The following is a 15732-nucleotide window of genomic DNA, read 5'->3' as shown; positions in this document are numbered from 1 at the left end:
GTGGGGTGGGCGCCGAGAGCATCTCGGCGCCCACCGGAGAGGGTTAGAAGGAGACGACCGGAATCCAGTCGGCGCCCGAGACGTCCGAGATGTTCAGCTCGGGCTCGGCGGCGCGCAGATCGTCCATGTTCTTGATGTCGTTCTCACGAAGCCAGTCTTGGGTGACGAGGATCGGCGGGAAGTCGACGGTGGATTCGCTTAGTTCGCCCGCCATATGCAGTGCGAGAGTGCGCATCACGGCGGCACCGATCGCGTTCGGGTCAGTTGCCCCGGTGGCCACCCAGCGGCTGTCCTTCGCCGTCATCAACTCGATGTCGGCCGTCGAGATGTCTGCGCCGTACACAAGCACATCCTCTGTGCCGGTCACCTGATCCAGGCCGGTCAGTGTGCCCTTCGTGAATTCATCGTAGGGGGCGTAGATCGCCTTGACGCCGGAATTTGCCTGGACGGCGGCGGTGACCATCGGCGCCGTGTCGGTCGCCGACGAGTTTGTGAAGTTACCGGTCTTGAACTTCTGCTCCCAGCCCTTGTCGGTGACGTACTTCTGCCACACTGCGTCGCGGCGGTCGAGCGGCGCGATACCGTCGTAATTGACGTAGCCAACCTCGTCGCCCTCGGCGACGTCTTCGGCCATCTTGTCGAGCACGAGCGAGGCCATCATCGCGTCGGACTGCTGCGTCTGCACGGCTTCGGGAGCGCACTCCTGAATCTCGACATCGTAGATCGCGACGGTGATGCCGGCGTCGAGGGCTTTGTTCACGCCCTCGCAGAGGGTATCGGGGAGACCGTGACGTACGATGATGCCGTCGACGCCGGAGGAGATCGCCTGCTCGAGCTGTGACGCCTGCTTCGCGTTGTCTCCCTGCGCGTCGAACACCGAGAGATCTACCCCGAGTGCCTCGGCCTGCTGGCGCGTGCCGTTGAGATACTGCTGGAAGTAGTCGCCCTGGCCCGACTGCTGCACGATGGCGATCTTGACGCCCTCCTTGTCAAAGGGAGCCGGGGCGTCGGCTGTGGCTTCGGCGACGGAGCCCGATCCGCTTGAGTCGTCCGAGGTGGCGGGGGCGCCCTGGCTGCAACCGGCGAGCGCGAGCGCGCAGAGTGCGGCGGCGCCGAGCACCGCGGTAGTGGTGGATGTACGCATCGTTGCGTTCCTTTCGGAGGGGTGATTTGTGTGAGGTGGAGGTGTGGCTAGTGGTCGGCGACGGCTACGTCGGGAGCAAAGAGCGGTTGTTCGGTGGCGGCGGGCTCGACGACCCCGCGCTCCGTGACAATCGCCGAGATGAGATCGTGCGGGGTGACGTCGAATGCCGGGTTGAAGGCGCGCACGCCGGGCGTCGCGACAGGCAATCCGCCGAAATTCAGCACCTCGTGGTCGCCGCGCTCCTCGATCTCGATGAGGTCGCCAGTCGCCGTAGCAACATCAATGGTGGAGTACGGGGCCGCCACGACGAACGGGATGCCTCGGCGAGCGCAGGCGAGCGCGAGTGCGACGGAGCCGACCTTGTTCGCGGTATCGCCGTCCGCCGTGATGCGGTCGGCGCCGATCACGGCGAAGTCCACGAGACCACGCAGAATAGTGCTGGCGGCCGCCCCATCGACCTCGACCAGGTGCGGGATGCCGTCGTGGTGCAGCTCCCAGCTGGTGAGGCGCGTGCCCTGCAGGAGTGGACGCGTCTCGTCGACGTACACCAGCTCGAGCATGCCGCGGTCGTGCAGCTCGTGCAGTATGCCGTAGGCCGTACCCCAGGCGGTCGTCGCGAGCGCGCCGGTGTTGCAGTGAGTGACCGCGCGCAGTGGCCGATGGCCCACTCGCTCGAGCAACCAGTCGGCGCCCAGACGCGAGAGCTCACGGTTCGCCCGCTCGTCTTCGGTGGCGATCGCGTGTGCTTCGGCCAGCACCCGGTCGAATCCCTCTGCGCGCACCGCGGCGACGCGGCGGGCACCCCAAGCAAGGTTGACGGCGGTCGGCCGGGCGAGTGCGACGGCATCGATTGCGGTGTCGAGCTCGGTCTCGGTCCACTCGTGTCGTGCCCCCTCAAGCAGCGCGAGGGCGACGCCGTAGCCGCCCGCAGCTCCGAGCGCTGGCGCGCCGCGCACGGCAAGGCTTTGGATCGCTTCGATGAGCTGCTCGACCGAACTGATCTCCAGAAACGTCTCTGATGCGGGAAGCAGTGTCTGGTCGATAAGCCGGATGTGGGAGTCAGCGCCTGCGTCCACCCATTCGATTGCGCGAACCATAGTTGTCTGGATCCTTCCGACGGCGATGTCTGCGATCGCAGGAGGCGACCTGTGGAGAAACGTAATCGGTTGACTGACAACTTGTCAAATGTGATGAAGCAAATGTTTCTGGGCCCAGGTCATAGACTGGGGCGAAGGCGGGCCGATGAGTCCGCGGTATGACAACTCACTTGGCGAACGAAAGGAGCGAGCGATGGCAAAGCCCGGTTCACGCGTGGCGCTGGTGGCAGACGGCCTGCGATCTGCGATCCGCTCCGGCGAGTTCGCAGAGGGTGTGCGCTTGCCCACTGAGGCGCAGTTGTCGGGTCGATTCGGGGTGTCGCGCCCGACCGTGCGCGCCGCACTGCGCGAACTCGAGACAGTGTCGCTCGTGCACACGCAGCACGGTGTGGGCACTTTCGTGGCCGAGCGGCCGACGGTGACGGCCGGGCTCGAGCGGCTCGATTCCATCACCGAATCGATCCGCAGCATGGGGCGCGAGCCCGGTATGACGTATAAGGCCAGTGTATTGCGCCCGCTGCTTCCCGACGAAGCCGAGAAACTCGGCCTCTCGGGCGACGCGCAGGCGCTCGAGCTGCGCCGCACAATTTTGGCCGACGGCGAGATCGTGGCGTACTCGTACGACCTGATGCCCGTCGGTGTGTTCCCGGAAGGAGAGGATCCTGCAGCGGTGCAGGGGTCGTTATTCGCCTACCTGCGTGAGCGGCGTGACCTCCACCCGCACCACGCGGTTGCCGAAGTGCACGCTGTGCAGTCTGACCGCATTGGCTGGGATGCTCCCGCGGGTCGGTCGAAGCTTTATGTGTTGCTCGATCAAGTGCATTTTGACCGGGCGGATCGGGCCCTGCTGTACTCGCGGACGTACTTCTTGGAGGGCCGCTACGCGTTTACCATCCGTCGGTCAAGCTAATCTCACCTCGTCGGTTGTTTGACAACTAGCGACCTGATCGGCGATAGTGGGGCGAGTTCGTGACGCGAGGTTCGAGCCGGTGCGGCGAGGGTACGCTGCGATGTAAGAAGAAGGAGCACGATGTCTGACGCATCTCGCATAGCAGCGCTGACGGCCGAACTGTCTGAGGTCGGCGCCGATGCTGTTCGTCGCGGTCTCGTGCTCGCGAGCGCGGGCAATCTCTCCGCACGCATTGATGACGAGCGGTTCGTGGTCACCGCGGCCGGAACCTGGCTCGACCGCCTGACCGCCGATGACTACTCCGTCGTTCACGTCGACGGCACCGTACTCTCGGGCAATCCGACGCCGTCGAGCGAGTGGAAGCTGCACCAGCGCGCGTACACGGCCAGGCCCGACGCCGCGGTCACGCTGCATCTGCACCCGCAGCACGCCGTCGTTTTGGCCTCGCTCGGCATCGAGATCAGACTCATGACGCTCGACCACGCGTTCTACGTCGGGTCGATCGGTATCGCCCCCTTCTACCCGAACGGCTCTGACGAGCTTGCCGACACCGCGGCCGAGCAGCTGCGCGCGCACAACTGCGTCATCATGCAGCACCACGGTTGCACCGTGGTCGGCGACAGTGTCGAAATGACGTTCCGCCGCGCCCTCAACCTCGAGGACGCGGCGAAGGTCACCGCGCTCGCGCTGCAGCTCGGCGATACAGACACGCGATTCCCCGACGAACATCTACCCGGGCTGTCGCACGCCTGACACATACACCTGGACTCGCCGGCACCTGGCTTGGCCGGCACCAAGCTTCGGTGAGTGATTCGGCTTCGGTGAGACTGTTTGCGTCTGTGTGACCTCACCGAGGCCGAATCGCTGACCGAAGCCAGGTCTGATCTAGCAGCGGGTCAGCCGATCACCGCGCCGAAGCGCTCGGGCAGTGTCGCACGGGCGGCGGCGCCCAGCTCTGCGAGGGGCAGTGTGAAACGATCCTGCACCTCGATTGTGGCGTCAGCGCCCGCGCCGTCGGTCACCCCGATGCGCAGCACCGGGAAGTTGCGACCCGAGCAGAGCCCGCGGAACTTAACCTCTTCCTCGTGCGGCACGGCAACGAGTACGCGCGCCTGCGACTCCGAGAAGAGCGCGGCGGTCGCGTCGACGCCGTCGCGCGAGATGATCTCTTCGATCCACACGCGTGCACCCACCCCAAAGCGCAGTGCGCCGTCGGTGAGCGCCTGAGCGAGGCCGCCCTCGGAGAGGTCGACCGCACCCGAGATGAGGCCGCCCTGCGTGCCAGCGTGCAGCAACTCAGCGAGCGCACGCTCGTCATCGAGCACGGCGACCGGCGGGCGACCCCCGAGGTGATCGTGCACGGTCTCAGCCCAGGCCGAGCCGTCGAGCTCGTCGCGGGTGGTGCCGAGCAGGTAGAGGTGCTCACCCTGATCTTGCCAACCGCTCGGCACGCGCCGCGCGACGTCGTCGATGATGCCGAGCACGCCGACGACGGGGGTCGGGTGGATCGGGGTGTCGCCGGTCTGGTTGTAGAGCGACACGTTGCCGCCGGTGACGGGAACTTCGAGTGCGAGGCAGGCATCAGAGAGCCCCTCGACGGCACGCGAGAACTGCCACATCACCTCGGGGTTCTCTGGGCTGCCGAAGTTCAGGCAGTCGGTCACGGCCGTGGGAACGGCACCCGAGGTGGCGACGTTGCGGTACGCCTCGGCGAGCGCGAGCTGCGACCCCACGTACGGGTCGAGCTGGCAGTAGCGGCCGTTTGCGTCGGTCGCGATCGCGACGCCGAGTCCGCTCTGTTCGTCGACGCGAATCATGCCGGCACCGTCCGGGAACGAGAGCGCCGTGTTGCCGAGCACGTACTTGTCGTACTGGTTCGTCACCCACGACACATCCGCTTGGTTGGGGGAGGCGGCGACCGCGATCATCTGCGCGCGCAGTTCGTCACCGTCGGCCGAACGGGCGAGGCCCGACGCGTTCACGCCGGCGGCCTGCAGCGCGTCGATCCAGGTCGGGTAGGCGACCGGGCGCTCGTAGACCGGGCCATCGACGGCGACGGTTGACGGATCGACGTTCACGATCTCCTCGCCGCGCCAGTTGATGACGAGTCGGCCCGAATCGGTGACCTCGCCGAGCACGCTGGTCTCGACATCCCACTTCGCGGTCATCGCGAGGAAGGCGTCGAGCTTCTCGGGGCGCACGACGGCCATCATGCGCTCCTGGCTCTCCGACATCAGAATTTCTTCCGCCGTCAGCGACGGATCGCGCAGCAGCACGCTGTCGAGCTCAATGAACATGCCGCCGTCGCCGTTTGCCGCGAGTTCAGATGTTGCGCACGAGATGCCCGCCGCTCCGAGGTCTTGGATGCCCTCGACGAGGTCGTCGCGGAACAGCTCGAGGCAGCACTCGATGAGCACCTTCTCGGCGAAGGGATCGCCGACCTGCACCGCGGGGCGCTTGGTCGGGCCGCCCTCGCTGAAGCTGTCTGAGGCGAGGATCGAGGCTCCGCCGATGCCGTCGCCACCGGTGCGTGCCCCGAAGAGCACAACCTTGTTGCCCGCGCCCGACGCGTTCGCCAGGTGCAGGTCTTCGTGGCGCAGCACGCCGACGCCGAGTGCGTTCACGAGCGGGTTCGCCTGATAGACGCCGTCGAACACGGTCTCGCCGCCCAGGTTTGGCAGGCCGAGGCAGTTCGCGTATGAGGAGATACCCGAGACAACGCCGTGCACCACGCGGGCGGTGTCGGGGTGATCGATGGCGCCGAAGCGCAGTTGGTCCATGACCGCGACGGGGCGAGCGCCCATCGAGATGATGTCGCGGATGATGCCGCCAACGCCGGTCGCGGCGCCCTGGAACGGCTCGATGTAGGAGGGATGGTTGTGGCTTTCGACCTTGAAGGTCACCGCCCAGCCCTCGCCAATGTCAATGACGCCCGCGTTCTCGCCCATGCCGACGAGCAGACGCTCCTTCATCTTATCGTTGACCTTCTGGCCGAACTGGCGCAGGTAGATCTTCGACGACTTGTACGAGCAATGCTCGGACCACATGACCGAGTACATGGCGAGCTCACCCGACGTGGGGCGGCGACTCAGAATTTCACGGATCTGGTCGTACTCGTCCGGTTTCAGGCCGAGAGCGCCATACGGCTGTTCCTTCTCGGGCGTCGCGATCGCATCGGCGACCGTGTCGGGGCGGGGGCCGCTCTGGGGGGCGTCGATGTCAGTCACGCTCGATGTGCTCCGTGGATTCGGGATCGGAATCGGCGCACGTGAGCGCCGAACGTACGGGCTTCAGTCTACGCGGTCGAGCGGCGCCCTCCGTTCGGTGCCCTGATTGACCCCGGCAGGGACTTTTAGAGCGCGCGTGAGGCATTCCTGAGCGTTCTCAGCTGACGGTCTAGTCTGGAGATTGTCAGCAGATCAGGGGAGACTGAACGCTATGAGTGAACCGAACACGCACGCGCCGGGCCAGACGCCCGTGCCGCCATTCACCGGTCAGGCCGAGCCGGTCGCGCCGCAGGCCACGCACCCGGCTCCACACGCCACGCACCCGGCACCACACGCTCCGGGTGAGCCGCGCAAGCTGTCGACCTTCTTGAAGGTCAGCATCATTCTGCTCGCCGGTCTCACGATCGCGTCGATCTCGTTGCTGTTTATCGGCGACTTCGAGGGCAAGTTCGAGCGCGTCTTCTCGACGTTCGCTCTCTTCGCGGTGTTCGTGCTTTTCACGGCGCTCGACACCCGTCGCGAGCAGAAGTCTGAGTGGTACGCGCCGGTCGCACTGATCGCTAACGCCTACATCCTCGGGCTGCTGCTGATCGTCATCTGGATGACGCCGTACAGCACCTTCACGCTGCTCTGGGATATCTTCTGGAAGTCGCTCTTCGTCATCCTCGTCACCCGACTCGTCATCCTGTGCGCACAGCTGCTGCTGAAGTCGGGTGGCAAGCGTTCGGAAACGATCACCCGCTTCGCGTTCGTCACGAGCGTGCTCGCGGTACTCGCCGGCATCCTCTTCACAGCGCCCGTCGGCATCGACGCGTTCGACCTGCACATTCCCGACATGTACTGGAAGATCGCCACCGCGATCTTGATCTTGACGGCACTCGCGCTCTCGATCACGCTGCTGCTCCGCTGGTTTTACGGAGCGGACGAGCGCGACTCCGCACGCGCAGCCCGCGCTGCCGGCCAGCGCGCTGCGCTCGCCGGGTACCAGGCTCAGTCGAACCAGCACCGCGCACAGCAGCCTTCAGCCCAGCAGGCCGCGCCGCAGGCGCTGCAGGCGCCGCAGCAACTCGCTGAGCCAGTTCAGCAGCAGCCCGTTCAGCAGCAGCCGGCCCAGGGCACGCAGCCCGCACCGCTGCTGCCGTGGCCGACGTTCGCCGATGGCCGTCCGATTCCGGCGGGTCCCGACGGCCAGCCTGATTTCAGCGTTCCCGGTGCACCGCTGCCGCCCCAGGCCCGCTCGTAGCAACAACAGCAGTGACTCAGTCCCGCCAGTGATGGCGTCTCCCGCTGAGTAACCAGGACCCCCGCCCCACCGATCGGTGACGGCGGGGGTTCTGTATTAGTGCCTGTTCAATGTGTTCAAATGAGTCAATGATCAGGGAAAACAAACTGAATCCTCGCGCGTGTCTCGCCCCTCGCGCTTGAACATCAGATGAAAGTCTGGTTAGGCTTACTCTGGCCCCGGTTGACCTCCGGAGCCGCTGCGCAGGCCACGGGCCGAGTGCGCAGTTCGTGACCCGAGACGAAAAGAGTAGCCATCGTGTCAAGCTTCATTCGGCGTGCCCTGACGTGCACCGCCCTCGCCGCGACCGCGGCGCTGACCCTGTCGGCGTGCGCCCCGTCGGCCGAGGCTGAATCTTCGAATTCAGCCGCGTCCTCGCAGACGGTGACCATCACCGACAATCACGGCGAGGTCGAGGTGCCGGTGAACCCGAAGCGGGTTGTCGCGCTCGACAACCACGTCTTCGAGACACTCGACGAGTGGGATGTGCCCCTCGTTGCGGCCCCCAAGGGCATCATGGGCACCGCGTGGCCCGACTACACCGACGACGCCGAGATCGCCGATGTAGGGACGCACCGCGAGCCCAACCTGGAAGCAATCATCGCCGCGCAGCCCGACCTCATCATCGGTGGCTACCGCTTTGGAGAGTCGTACGACACGATCGTGAAGCAGAACCCAGACGCTGCCGTGATCGAGATCAATCCGCGCGACGGCGAAGACCCGATGTCTGAGCTCACCCGTGAAACCGAGATTCTCGGTCAGATCTTCGATCGCGAAGACGAAGCGGCGAAGCTCACCGCCGAGTTCGAAGGCGCCATCGCCGATGCGAAGCAGGCCTACAACGGCACCGATACGGTGCTCGGCCTGATTACCTCGGGCGGCAAGATCGAGTTCGCGGCACCGGTCACCGGTCGCAGCGTCGGCCCGATCTTCTCGGCGCTCGACTTGAAGCCCGCGATCGAGCAGCAGGCTGAAGATGAGTCGCACGGCGACGACATCAGCGTCGAAGCCATCGCGGCAGCCAACCCCGACTGGATCGTCGTGCTCGACCGCGACGCGTCGTTTGCCGAACCTGAGCCTGGCTCCGTGCCGGCTGACGAGCTCATCGCTGGCTCCGAGGCGCTCAAGGGTGTCACCGCCGTTGCTGAGGGCCAGATCGTCTACCTCGATTCCGACTTCTACCTGACCGAAGACCTGCAGGCGTACACCGAGCTGTTTGAACAGCTGCAGGAGGCGTTCGCCGGCGCATGAGCGTAAAGCAGGGATCCGCGCTTCTCGTCGCCGCGATCATCGTTGCGGCACTGCTCGCGGTATCGCTGCTCGTCGGTGTCTACGACATCGCGAACAGCGAGGACGGCGGCGAGATGTTCTGGATCACGCGGGTGCCGCGCACCCTCGCGCTCGTGCTCGCCGGGGCCGCTATGGCGACGAGCGGTCTCGTGATGCAGATGCTCACGCAGAACCGGTTTGTCGACGCGACGACGGCGGGCACGACCGAGTGGGCGGCCCTCGGGCTGCTGCTCACGGTACTGATCGCACCGCAGGTCGGGCTGGTGGGGCGCATGATCGTTGCGAGCCTGTCAGCGTTCATTGGCACGGTCGTGTTCATGGCGATCCTGCGCCGCATCGTGATTCGCACGACGTTGGTCGTGCCGCTCATCGGCATCATGCTCGGGGCCGTGGTGAGCGCCCTGACCACGTTTCTCGCAGCGCAATTCAATCTGCTGCAAATGATGGGAACGTGGTTCATGGGGAGTTTTACCGCGGTCGTGCGTGGCCGCTACGAGGTGCTGTGGATCGTTGGCATCGTGACCCTGCTCGTGTTTCTGATCGCTGACCGCATCACGGTCGCCGGCCTTGGCCGGGATGTCGCGACGAGCGTCGGCGTGCGGTACGAGGTGATACTGATCGCGGGCACCGCGCTCGTCGCCGTCGCGGCCGGTGTGACGACCGTGGTGGTCGGATTCCTGCCGTTTCTCGGGCTCGTGGTGCCCAACGTGGTCGCCATGATCCGAGGGGATGACGTGCGCAGTAATCTGCCGTGGGTGTGCCTCGGGGGAGTCGCGCTCGTCACCGTTTGTGACCTGATCGGCCGCACCGTTCGCATGCCGTTTGAGGTGCCGGTGTCCATGGTGCTGGGCATCGTGGGGGCGGCGGCATTCATCACGATCCTGCTGAGGCAGCGCAGTGCTGCGTAGTCGGGTTCGCGAGCGTCGTGCGCTCCGCGTGAGCGACGCCGCGCCGTCGTGGCTTGGCCGGCACCGCGCGCTGCTGGTCGTCGGCTGTGTCGCCGCGGCGCTCGCCGTCGCGATTCTGGTCTACGGGAATCCGGCCCCCGTCGATTCGAGCGCGTTCTGGATCATCGTGCGCTCCCGGCTGGTCTCGCTCGGCACAATCGTGCTTGTTTCCATTTGCCAGGCGCTCGCGACGGTGCTGTTTCACACAGCGACGGCCAACCGCATTCTCACCCCGTCAATTCTGGGATTCGACGCGCTGTACGTGCTTTCCCAGACCGCCCTGATGTTTGTCTTCGGTATGGCCGCGGTCGGTATGGAGGGCATCCCGAAGATCATTGCGCAGAGCCTGCTCATGATCGCCTTCGCGACGGTGCTCTACGGCTGGCTATTTTCGGGCAAGCGCGCGAATCTGCATCTGCTGCTGCTCATCGGGGTGGTACTCGGCATCGGTTTCGGATCGCTGTCGACGTTCATGCAGCGCCTGCTCACGCCGAGCGAGTTCGACGTGCTGAGCGCCCGGTTGTTCGGCAGCATCGGGAAGGGCAATCCCGACTACCTGCCCATCGCGGGTGTGATCGTGGCGATCGTGCTCGTGATTGTGTGGCGCAGGCGACACGTGTTCGATGTTGTGGCGCTCGGACGCGACGTCGCCACCGGGCTCGGAGTCTCCTACCGCCGCGAGGTCGTGCTGATCCTCGTGACGGTGGCGGTGCTTATCTCGATGTCGGTGACGATGGTCGGTCCCATGACCTTCTTCGGCTTCTTGGTCGCCACGATCGCTTATCAGTTCACGCGTGAGGATCGCCACACCGAGACCATTCCCCTCGCCATAGGCGTGGCGCTCGTCACGCTGCTCGGCGCGACATTCATCTTGAAACACGTATTCGCCGCCGCCGGCCTCGTCACCGTCATCATCGAGTTCGCGGGCGGGCTCGTGTTTCTCGTCATTCTGCTGCGAAAGGGTCTCAGATGATCGCGCTCACCGGAGTTGCGAAGCACTACGCAGGAAAGCGGGTACTCGGCCCGATCGACCTGACCATTGAGAGCGGCGGCGTGACCGCGCTGATCGGGCCGAACGGCGCGGGCAAATCGACAATGCTGACCATCATTGGTCGGCTGCTCGACGCCGATTCGGGTCGCGTCACTGTCGGGGACCTCGACGTGCGGGCGGCGAAGCCGCGAGAGCTCGCTCGGGTCGTCTCGATACTGCGGCAGGAGAACCACTTCATGTCGCGTCTCACCGTGCGGCAGCTCGTGACGTTCGGACGTTTTCCGCACTCCGCTGGGCGCCTCACCGAGGCCGACACCGCCGCGATCTCGGCTGCGATCGAGTTTCTCGATCTTGGCGGCATGGAACATCGCTTCATCGACGAGCTCTCGGGCGGGCAGCGCCAGCGCGCATTCGTGGCCATGGTGCTCGCGCAAGACACCGACTACGTGTTGCTCGACGAGCCACTCACCGGACTCGATATGCGCCACGCTGTCGCGATGATGGGCCAGGTGCGTGCTGCGGCCGACGCGCTCGGTAAGACCGTCGTGCTCGTGATTCACGATGTGAACTTCGCGGCCGCCTACGCGGATCGCATCGTCGCCCTCGCCGACGGCCGTGTGGTTGCGTCGGGAACCCCGGCCGAGATCATTACGCCCGACGTGTTGCAGCGCGTCTTCGACACCCCGGTTGAGGTGCTGCAGCACGGCGGCGCGCCGCTCGCGGTGTACTACCGCCCGTAGGCCGCCCGCGGGTCGGCGGCGGACCGCCAGCAGGCCGCCCGCCGGGCGGCGAGGCTCCCTCAGGCGCGGTCGGCGGATTCCAGGCCGAACAGTGCCGAAAGCGCGTCCGAAGCCTCGGAGGCGCGGCCCTCGCGCCCGAGCGAGCGAATGCGCGTGGTCGGCGCGTGCAGCAGTCGGCCGGTGAGGCGGCGCAGCGCGGCCTCGACGTCGGCGGCGCTGGCCTCGGCGTCTTCTTCGCCCGTGCGCCGGGCGCGGCAAAGCTCCTCTTCGAGGATCGCGTTGACGTGACCGCGCAGCGCGAGCAGCACGGGAAGCGTGTCGCGCTCCGCCTGCGAGGCGCCGAATTCAATGGCAGCGTCGTGCACGATCTCGAGCGCCTCGTGCTCTGCGCTGAGCTCCGTGACCGGTGCGTGGCGGGCCACGGTCTCGAGATCGAGCAACTCGACGCCGTCAATGCGCGCGACCGCTGGGTCGATATTGCGGGGCATGCCCAGATCAATGAGCAGGCGGGGGTGACGCGATCCGGGATCGAAGTCGGGCGCGCCTGCCGCGCCGTCGGTCTCGAAATCGGCCTCGGTCAGCAGCGGCTGATCAGTGCGGCTGCAGGTGATGATCACGTCGGCTGCGTCGAGCGCGGCGCGCAGCTCGCGCGGATCGACGGCGGTGAGTGCGTGGCTCTCTGCGTAGGCGGCGGCGCGGCCTGACGGGGAGTGAACGCTGATACGTTCGGCTCCCCGGGAACGCAGCGCAGCGACAGTGGCGCCCGCGTAGGCGCCGGTGCCGATGAGCAGCACGTTCGCGTCTTCCCAGGTCGACACGCGACTCTCGGCGAGTCGCAGTGCCAGCCGCACGAGCGAGCGCCCCTGGGAGCGAATCTCGGTGCGGTGCTTGACCGTGCGCGAGGTGCGGGTGGCCGTCTGGAAGAGGCGTTCGAGGTGGTTCGTGAGGCTGCCGCGGTCGCGCGCCTCGATGTGCGCGCGGCGCACCTGGCCCGCAATTTCTTCTTCGCCGACGACGGCCGACTTCAGCCCCGACGCGACCGCGAAGAGGTGCTCGGCGGCACGATGCTCGGTTTCGACGTCGGCGGCGGTTGACAGCGACGAGACCGGCACGCCGGCGACCGTCGAGATGCGCTCGATGATTTCGTCGCTGATGTCGTGCGGAGCCTGCACGTAGGCCTCAAACCGGTTGCACGTCGACAGCACGACGGCGCCCTCGGCGGACTCAATCGCGGTCAACGCCTCGGTGATCTCCGGGGTGCGCGCGGTGAGGCGCTCCAAAAGTGGGAAGGAGCACCCTCGGTGGTCGAAGGAGAGGCACAGCAGCATAGATTCTCGATACGTTTTCTGATCGGGGATTCGTGGATGTTTCGCGCGGCATTTCGCTCGAATCTGAACACATCAGATGTGACACATCAGATCTATAAGCTAGCATCTCGACCGATGAACATCCTCCCAGCTTCGCACCCGCTCGTTGACGGCCGAACGGGCGACGCGCCCATGATTCGGGCTCTGCGAGGCGACCGCCCCCAGTCTACGCCCGTGTGGTTTATGCGCCAGGCGGGCCGTTCGCTGCCCGAATACCGCGCAATCCGCGCCGATCACCGCATGCTCGACGCGTGCCTGACCCCCGAGCTCGCGAGTGAGATCACGCTGCAGCCCGTGCGCCGTCACGGTGTCGACGCCGCCGTGTTCTTCAGCGACATCGTGGTGCCTATGAAACTGGTCGGCGTCGACGTCGACCTGGTCGCGGGCCGCGGGCCGGTCTTCGCGAACCCGGTGCGCACCGCGGACGACGTGGCGCGCGTGCGCGACGAGTTCACAGTCGACCGGCTGCGCGCTGCGCTCGATCCCGTGCGCGACGCGGTGCGGCTCACCACCGAAGCACTCGGCGGCACCCCGCTCATCGGTTTCACCGGTGCTCCGTTTACGCTCGCGGCCTACCTCGTCGAGGGTGGACCGTCGCGCGACCACCTGCGGGCCCGCACGCTCATGCACGCAGACCCCGAGACCTGGGCGTCGCTGCTCGAGTGGGTCGCCGACCTCTGCGGCGTGTTCTTGGAGGCGCAGGTCGAGGCCGGCGCGAGCGCCGTGCAGCTCTTCGATTCGTGGGCCGGTTCGCTGTCGCCCGAGGACTATCGCACCCGCGTCGCCCCGGCGTCACGACGCACGCTCGAACCGGTGCGCGAGCTGGCGTACCTGGCTGGCGATGGCTACGCGGCGCAGGCGCGGCCCGTGCCCGTTATCCACTTCGCAGTCGGATCGGGTCACCTGCTCGAAGAACTCGCCGACGTCGGCGTCGACGCACTCGGCGTCGACTGGCGCACGCCGCTCGACGAGGCCAGCCGCCGCCTGGGCCACGCTATGCCCCTGCAGGGCAACATCGATCCGGCGTTCCTGGGAGCAGCCCCCGAGGTGCTTGAGGCCCACGTCGCTGACGTGCTGCGCCGCGGCCAGAGTGCTCCCGCCCACGTGCTGAATCTCGGCCACGGTGTGCCGCCCGAGACCGACCCCGACGTGCTCACCCGCATCGTTTCCCTCGCACATGGCCACTGACCGCCAGCGACCGCGCATCGCGGTCGTCGGCGGTGGGGTGTCGGGGCTGACGGCGGCGCGGGATCTCGCCCTCGCGGGCGCGTCTGTCGAACTCATCGAGAGCGGTGATCGTCTCGGTGGCCGCATTCGGGGAGCCGAGATCGCGGGGACGACCATCGACATTGGCGCAGAGTCTTTCGCGACGTGCGGCGGCACAGTCGCGGCGCTGATCGAGGAGATCGGGCTCGGCGACGAGATCGTGCGGCCGAACGCGCTCGGCTCGTGGGTCATCGTCAGCGACCGCGCGTTGCCGCTGCCCGCGGCGGGCACGCTCGGCATTCCCGCCACCCCGCTCTCCCGTGCAACCGTGCGCGCCCTCGGTCTCGGCGGTGCGCTGCGCGCCGCCATTGAGCCGCTGCTGCCGCGCCGCATCGGACGTAATTCGGACTCGCTCGCGGACCTCGTGCGCGCTCGGCTCGGCAGCCGCGCGCTCGACCGGCTGGTGCGCCCCGTCGCGCTCGGCGTGCACTCCGCCGATCCGTCGCGGCTCGGCGTCAGTTCGATCCCCGGCCTCGACGCGACCTACGCAAAGCGCGGCTCGCTCATCGCCGCCGCGCGCGATCTGCGCGACAGCCAGGCGGCGGCGGGTGGCGCTGTCGCTGGCCTGCGCGGCGGCATGACGCAGCTCGTTGCGGGCCTCGAGACCGAGCTCGCGCGACTGGACGTGCCGGTGCGCTGTGGCGTGCCGGTGTCGTCGCTTGCGGCTGGAGTTGTGAGCACCGCCGGATCCGCCGAACCGTTGCCGTGGCAGCTCCTCGGCGCGGACGGGGAGTTGCTCGGCGAGGCCGATGCCGTGGTGCTCGCGGTTCCCGAGGGCGTCGCGCGCGGCCTCGTTGAAGGTTCGCCGGCTGCCGACGCCGTTGGAGCATCGGATGCTGATCGCGTCGAGGTCGTCGCGCTCGCTGTCGACGACGCGCGACTCGATCGTGCGCCGCGCGGCACCGGCGTGCTCGTCGCCCGCGGCGCGGTCGGTCCGGGCGCTGGTGCGGCGGCTGCGGCTGGTGGTGCGGCTGCGGCGGCTGCTGCGGCCGTGGCGCCGATCGTCGCAAAGGCGCTCACTCATATCTCCGCGAAGTGGCCCGAGCGCGCCCGTGAAGTTGCCCCCGGCCGCCACCTGCTCCGCCTGTCTTACGGTCGCGCGGGTTCCGCGCCCGAAATTGACGGGCTCGACGACGCCGAGGTGCGACGCATCGCTCGCGCCGATGCGTCGCGCATTCTCGGCGTGGAAATTGCCGCGGACGCCATCGTTGACCTTGTTCGTTGCCCCTGGAGCATGGGCCGGCCGCCTGGGTCGCGCGATGCACGCCCGCTCGCGGCACCGCCCGGCATCATTCTGGCCGGCGACTGGGTGAGCGGCACCGGTCTCGCGGCGATCGTGCGGGGCGCCCGCACCGCGGCCGCCGCAGCGCTCGAAGCCTGCAAAGCGCGCGCCGGCGGCTGACGCCGCCCGGATGCGGGCACCCGGCACCCACCGATTCCCGCTTACGTTCCCACCCACACGCACTCCATC

Annotated in this window: 13 protein-coding genes; 9 read left to right on the top strand and 4 right to left on the bottom strand. The window is 67.1% G+C overall.

The annotated features are described in order from the left end of the window. Positions 1 to 43: 43 nt before the first annotated feature. Both ACFWHR_RS13640 and mtnA read right to left on the bottom strand, forming a co-directional pair. Positions 44 to 1144, bottom strand: a complete 1101-nt coding sequence (locus ACFWHR_RS13640) for a substrate-binding domain-containing protein (RefSeq protein WP_382448859.1) — start codon at positions 1142 to 1144, stop codon at positions 44 to 46. Between the two features lie 47 nt (positions 1145 to 1191). Beyond that, positions 1192 to 2241, bottom strand: a complete 1050-nt coding sequence (mtnA, locus tag ACFWHR_RS13635; protein ID WP_382448858.1) for an S-methyl-5-thioribose-1-phosphate isomerase — start codon at positions 2239 to 2241, stop codon at positions 1192 to 1194. 193 nt (positions 2242 to 2434) lie between these two features. On the opposite strand from mtnA, the gene ACFWHR_RS13630 reads away from it, so the two are divergent. After that, the gene (locus ACFWHR_RS13630; RefSeq protein ID WP_382448857.1) at positions 2435 to 3151 is read left to right on the top strand and encodes a GntR family transcriptional regulator; all 717 of its coding nucleotides are present in this window, start codon (positions 2435 to 2437) and stop codon (positions 3149 to 3151) included. A gap of 120 nt (positions 3152 to 3271) precedes the next feature. Next, positions 3272 to 3904 (top strand): class II aldolase/adducin family protein, encoded by a 633-nt coding sequence (locus ACFWHR_RS13625; protein WP_382448856.1) that lies wholly within the window; start codon positions 3272 to 3274, stop codon positions 3902 to 3904. Positions 3905 to 4047: 143 nt separating this feature from the next. Here the strand turns inward: ACFWHR_RS13625 and purL are convergent, their stop codons facing one another. Then, positions 4048 to 6378 carry a phosphoribosylformylglycinamidine synthase subunit PurL gene (purL, locus tag ACFWHR_RS13620; protein WP_382448855.1) on the bottom strand — a complete coding sequence of 777 codons (2331 nt, stop codon included), beginning with the start codon at positions 6376 to 6378 and terminating at the stop codon, positions 4048 to 4050. Positions 6379 to 6589: 211 nt separating this feature from the next. Between purL and ACFWHR_RS13615 the strand changes: the two genes are divergently transcribed. The 5 genes from ACFWHR_RS13615 (at position 6590) to ACFWHR_RS13595 (ending at position 11628) form a co-directional block, all read left to right on the top strand. Further along, entirely contained in the window at positions 6590 to 7621 is a 1032-nt protein-coding gene (locus ACFWHR_RS13615) for a hypothetical protein (protein ID WP_382448854.1), read from the top strand. A gap of 297 nt (positions 7622 to 7918) precedes the next feature. Next, positions 7919 to 8911: a siderophore ABC transporter substrate-binding protein gene (locus tag ACFWHR_RS13610; RefSeq protein ID WP_382448853.1), complete on the top strand. Its 993-nt coding sequence runs from the start codon at positions 7919 to 7921 to the stop codon at positions 8909 to 8911. Then, positions 8908 to 9858: an ABC transporter permease gene (locus ACFWHR_RS13605; RefSeq protein WP_382448852.1), complete on the top strand. Its 951-nt coding sequence runs from the start codon at positions 8908 to 8910 to the stop codon at positions 9856 to 9858. Before ACFWHR_RS13610 ends, ACFWHR_RS13605 begins: the two co-directional genes overlap by 4 nt. Further along, a complete protein-coding gene (locus ACFWHR_RS13600) occupies positions 9848 to 10870 on the top strand; it encodes an iron chelate uptake ABC transporter family permease subunit (protein ID WP_382448851.1) in 1023 nt (340 codons plus the stop codon). The genes ACFWHR_RS13605 and ACFWHR_RS13600 overlap by 11 nt, the downstream gene beginning before the upstream one ends. Beyond that, positions 10867 to 11628: an ABC transporter ATP-binding protein gene (locus ACFWHR_RS13595; RefSeq protein ID WP_382448850.1), complete on the top strand. Its 762-nt coding sequence runs from the start codon at positions 10867 to 10869 to the stop codon at positions 11626 to 11628. The genes ACFWHR_RS13600 and ACFWHR_RS13595 overlap by 4 nt, the downstream gene beginning before the upstream one ends. A gap of 59 nt (positions 11629 to 11687) precedes the next feature. On the opposite strand, the gene ACFWHR_RS13590 is transcribed toward ACFWHR_RS13595, so the two are convergent. Beyond that, positions 11688 to 12908: a glutamyl-tRNA reductase gene (locus ACFWHR_RS13590; protein ID WP_382448849.1), complete on the bottom strand. Its 1221-nt coding sequence runs from the start codon at positions 12906 to 12908 to the stop codon at positions 11688 to 11690. 162 nt (positions 12909 to 13070) lie between these two features. On the opposite strand from ACFWHR_RS13590, the gene hemE reads away from it, so the two are divergent. Together hemE and ACFWHR_RS13580 are read left to right on the top strand one after the other, a co-directional pair. After that, on the top strand, positions 13071 to 14183 hold the full coding sequence (gene hemE / locus ACFWHR_RS13585) for a uroporphyrinogen decarboxylase (RefSeq protein ID WP_382448848.1): 1113 nt from the start codon (positions 13071 to 13073) through the stop codon (positions 14181 to 14183). Beyond that, the gene (locus ACFWHR_RS13580; protein WP_382448847.1) at positions 14173 to 15663 is read left to right on the top strand and encodes a protoporphyrinogen/coproporphyrinogen oxidase; all 1491 of its coding nucleotides are present in this window, start codon (positions 14173 to 14175) and stop codon (positions 15661 to 15663) included. Before hemE ends, ACFWHR_RS13580 begins: the two co-directional genes overlap by 11 nt. The last annotated feature ends 69 nt before the right edge of the window (positions 15664 to 15732 follow it).

It is taken from the genome of Leucobacter sp. NPDC058333, assembly GCF_042726155.1.
Taxonomy (GTDB): Bacteria; Actinomycetota; Actinomycetes; order Actinomycetales; family Microbacteriaceae; genus Leucobacter.
This window is presented reverse-complemented; position numbering and strand designations above follow the sequence as displayed.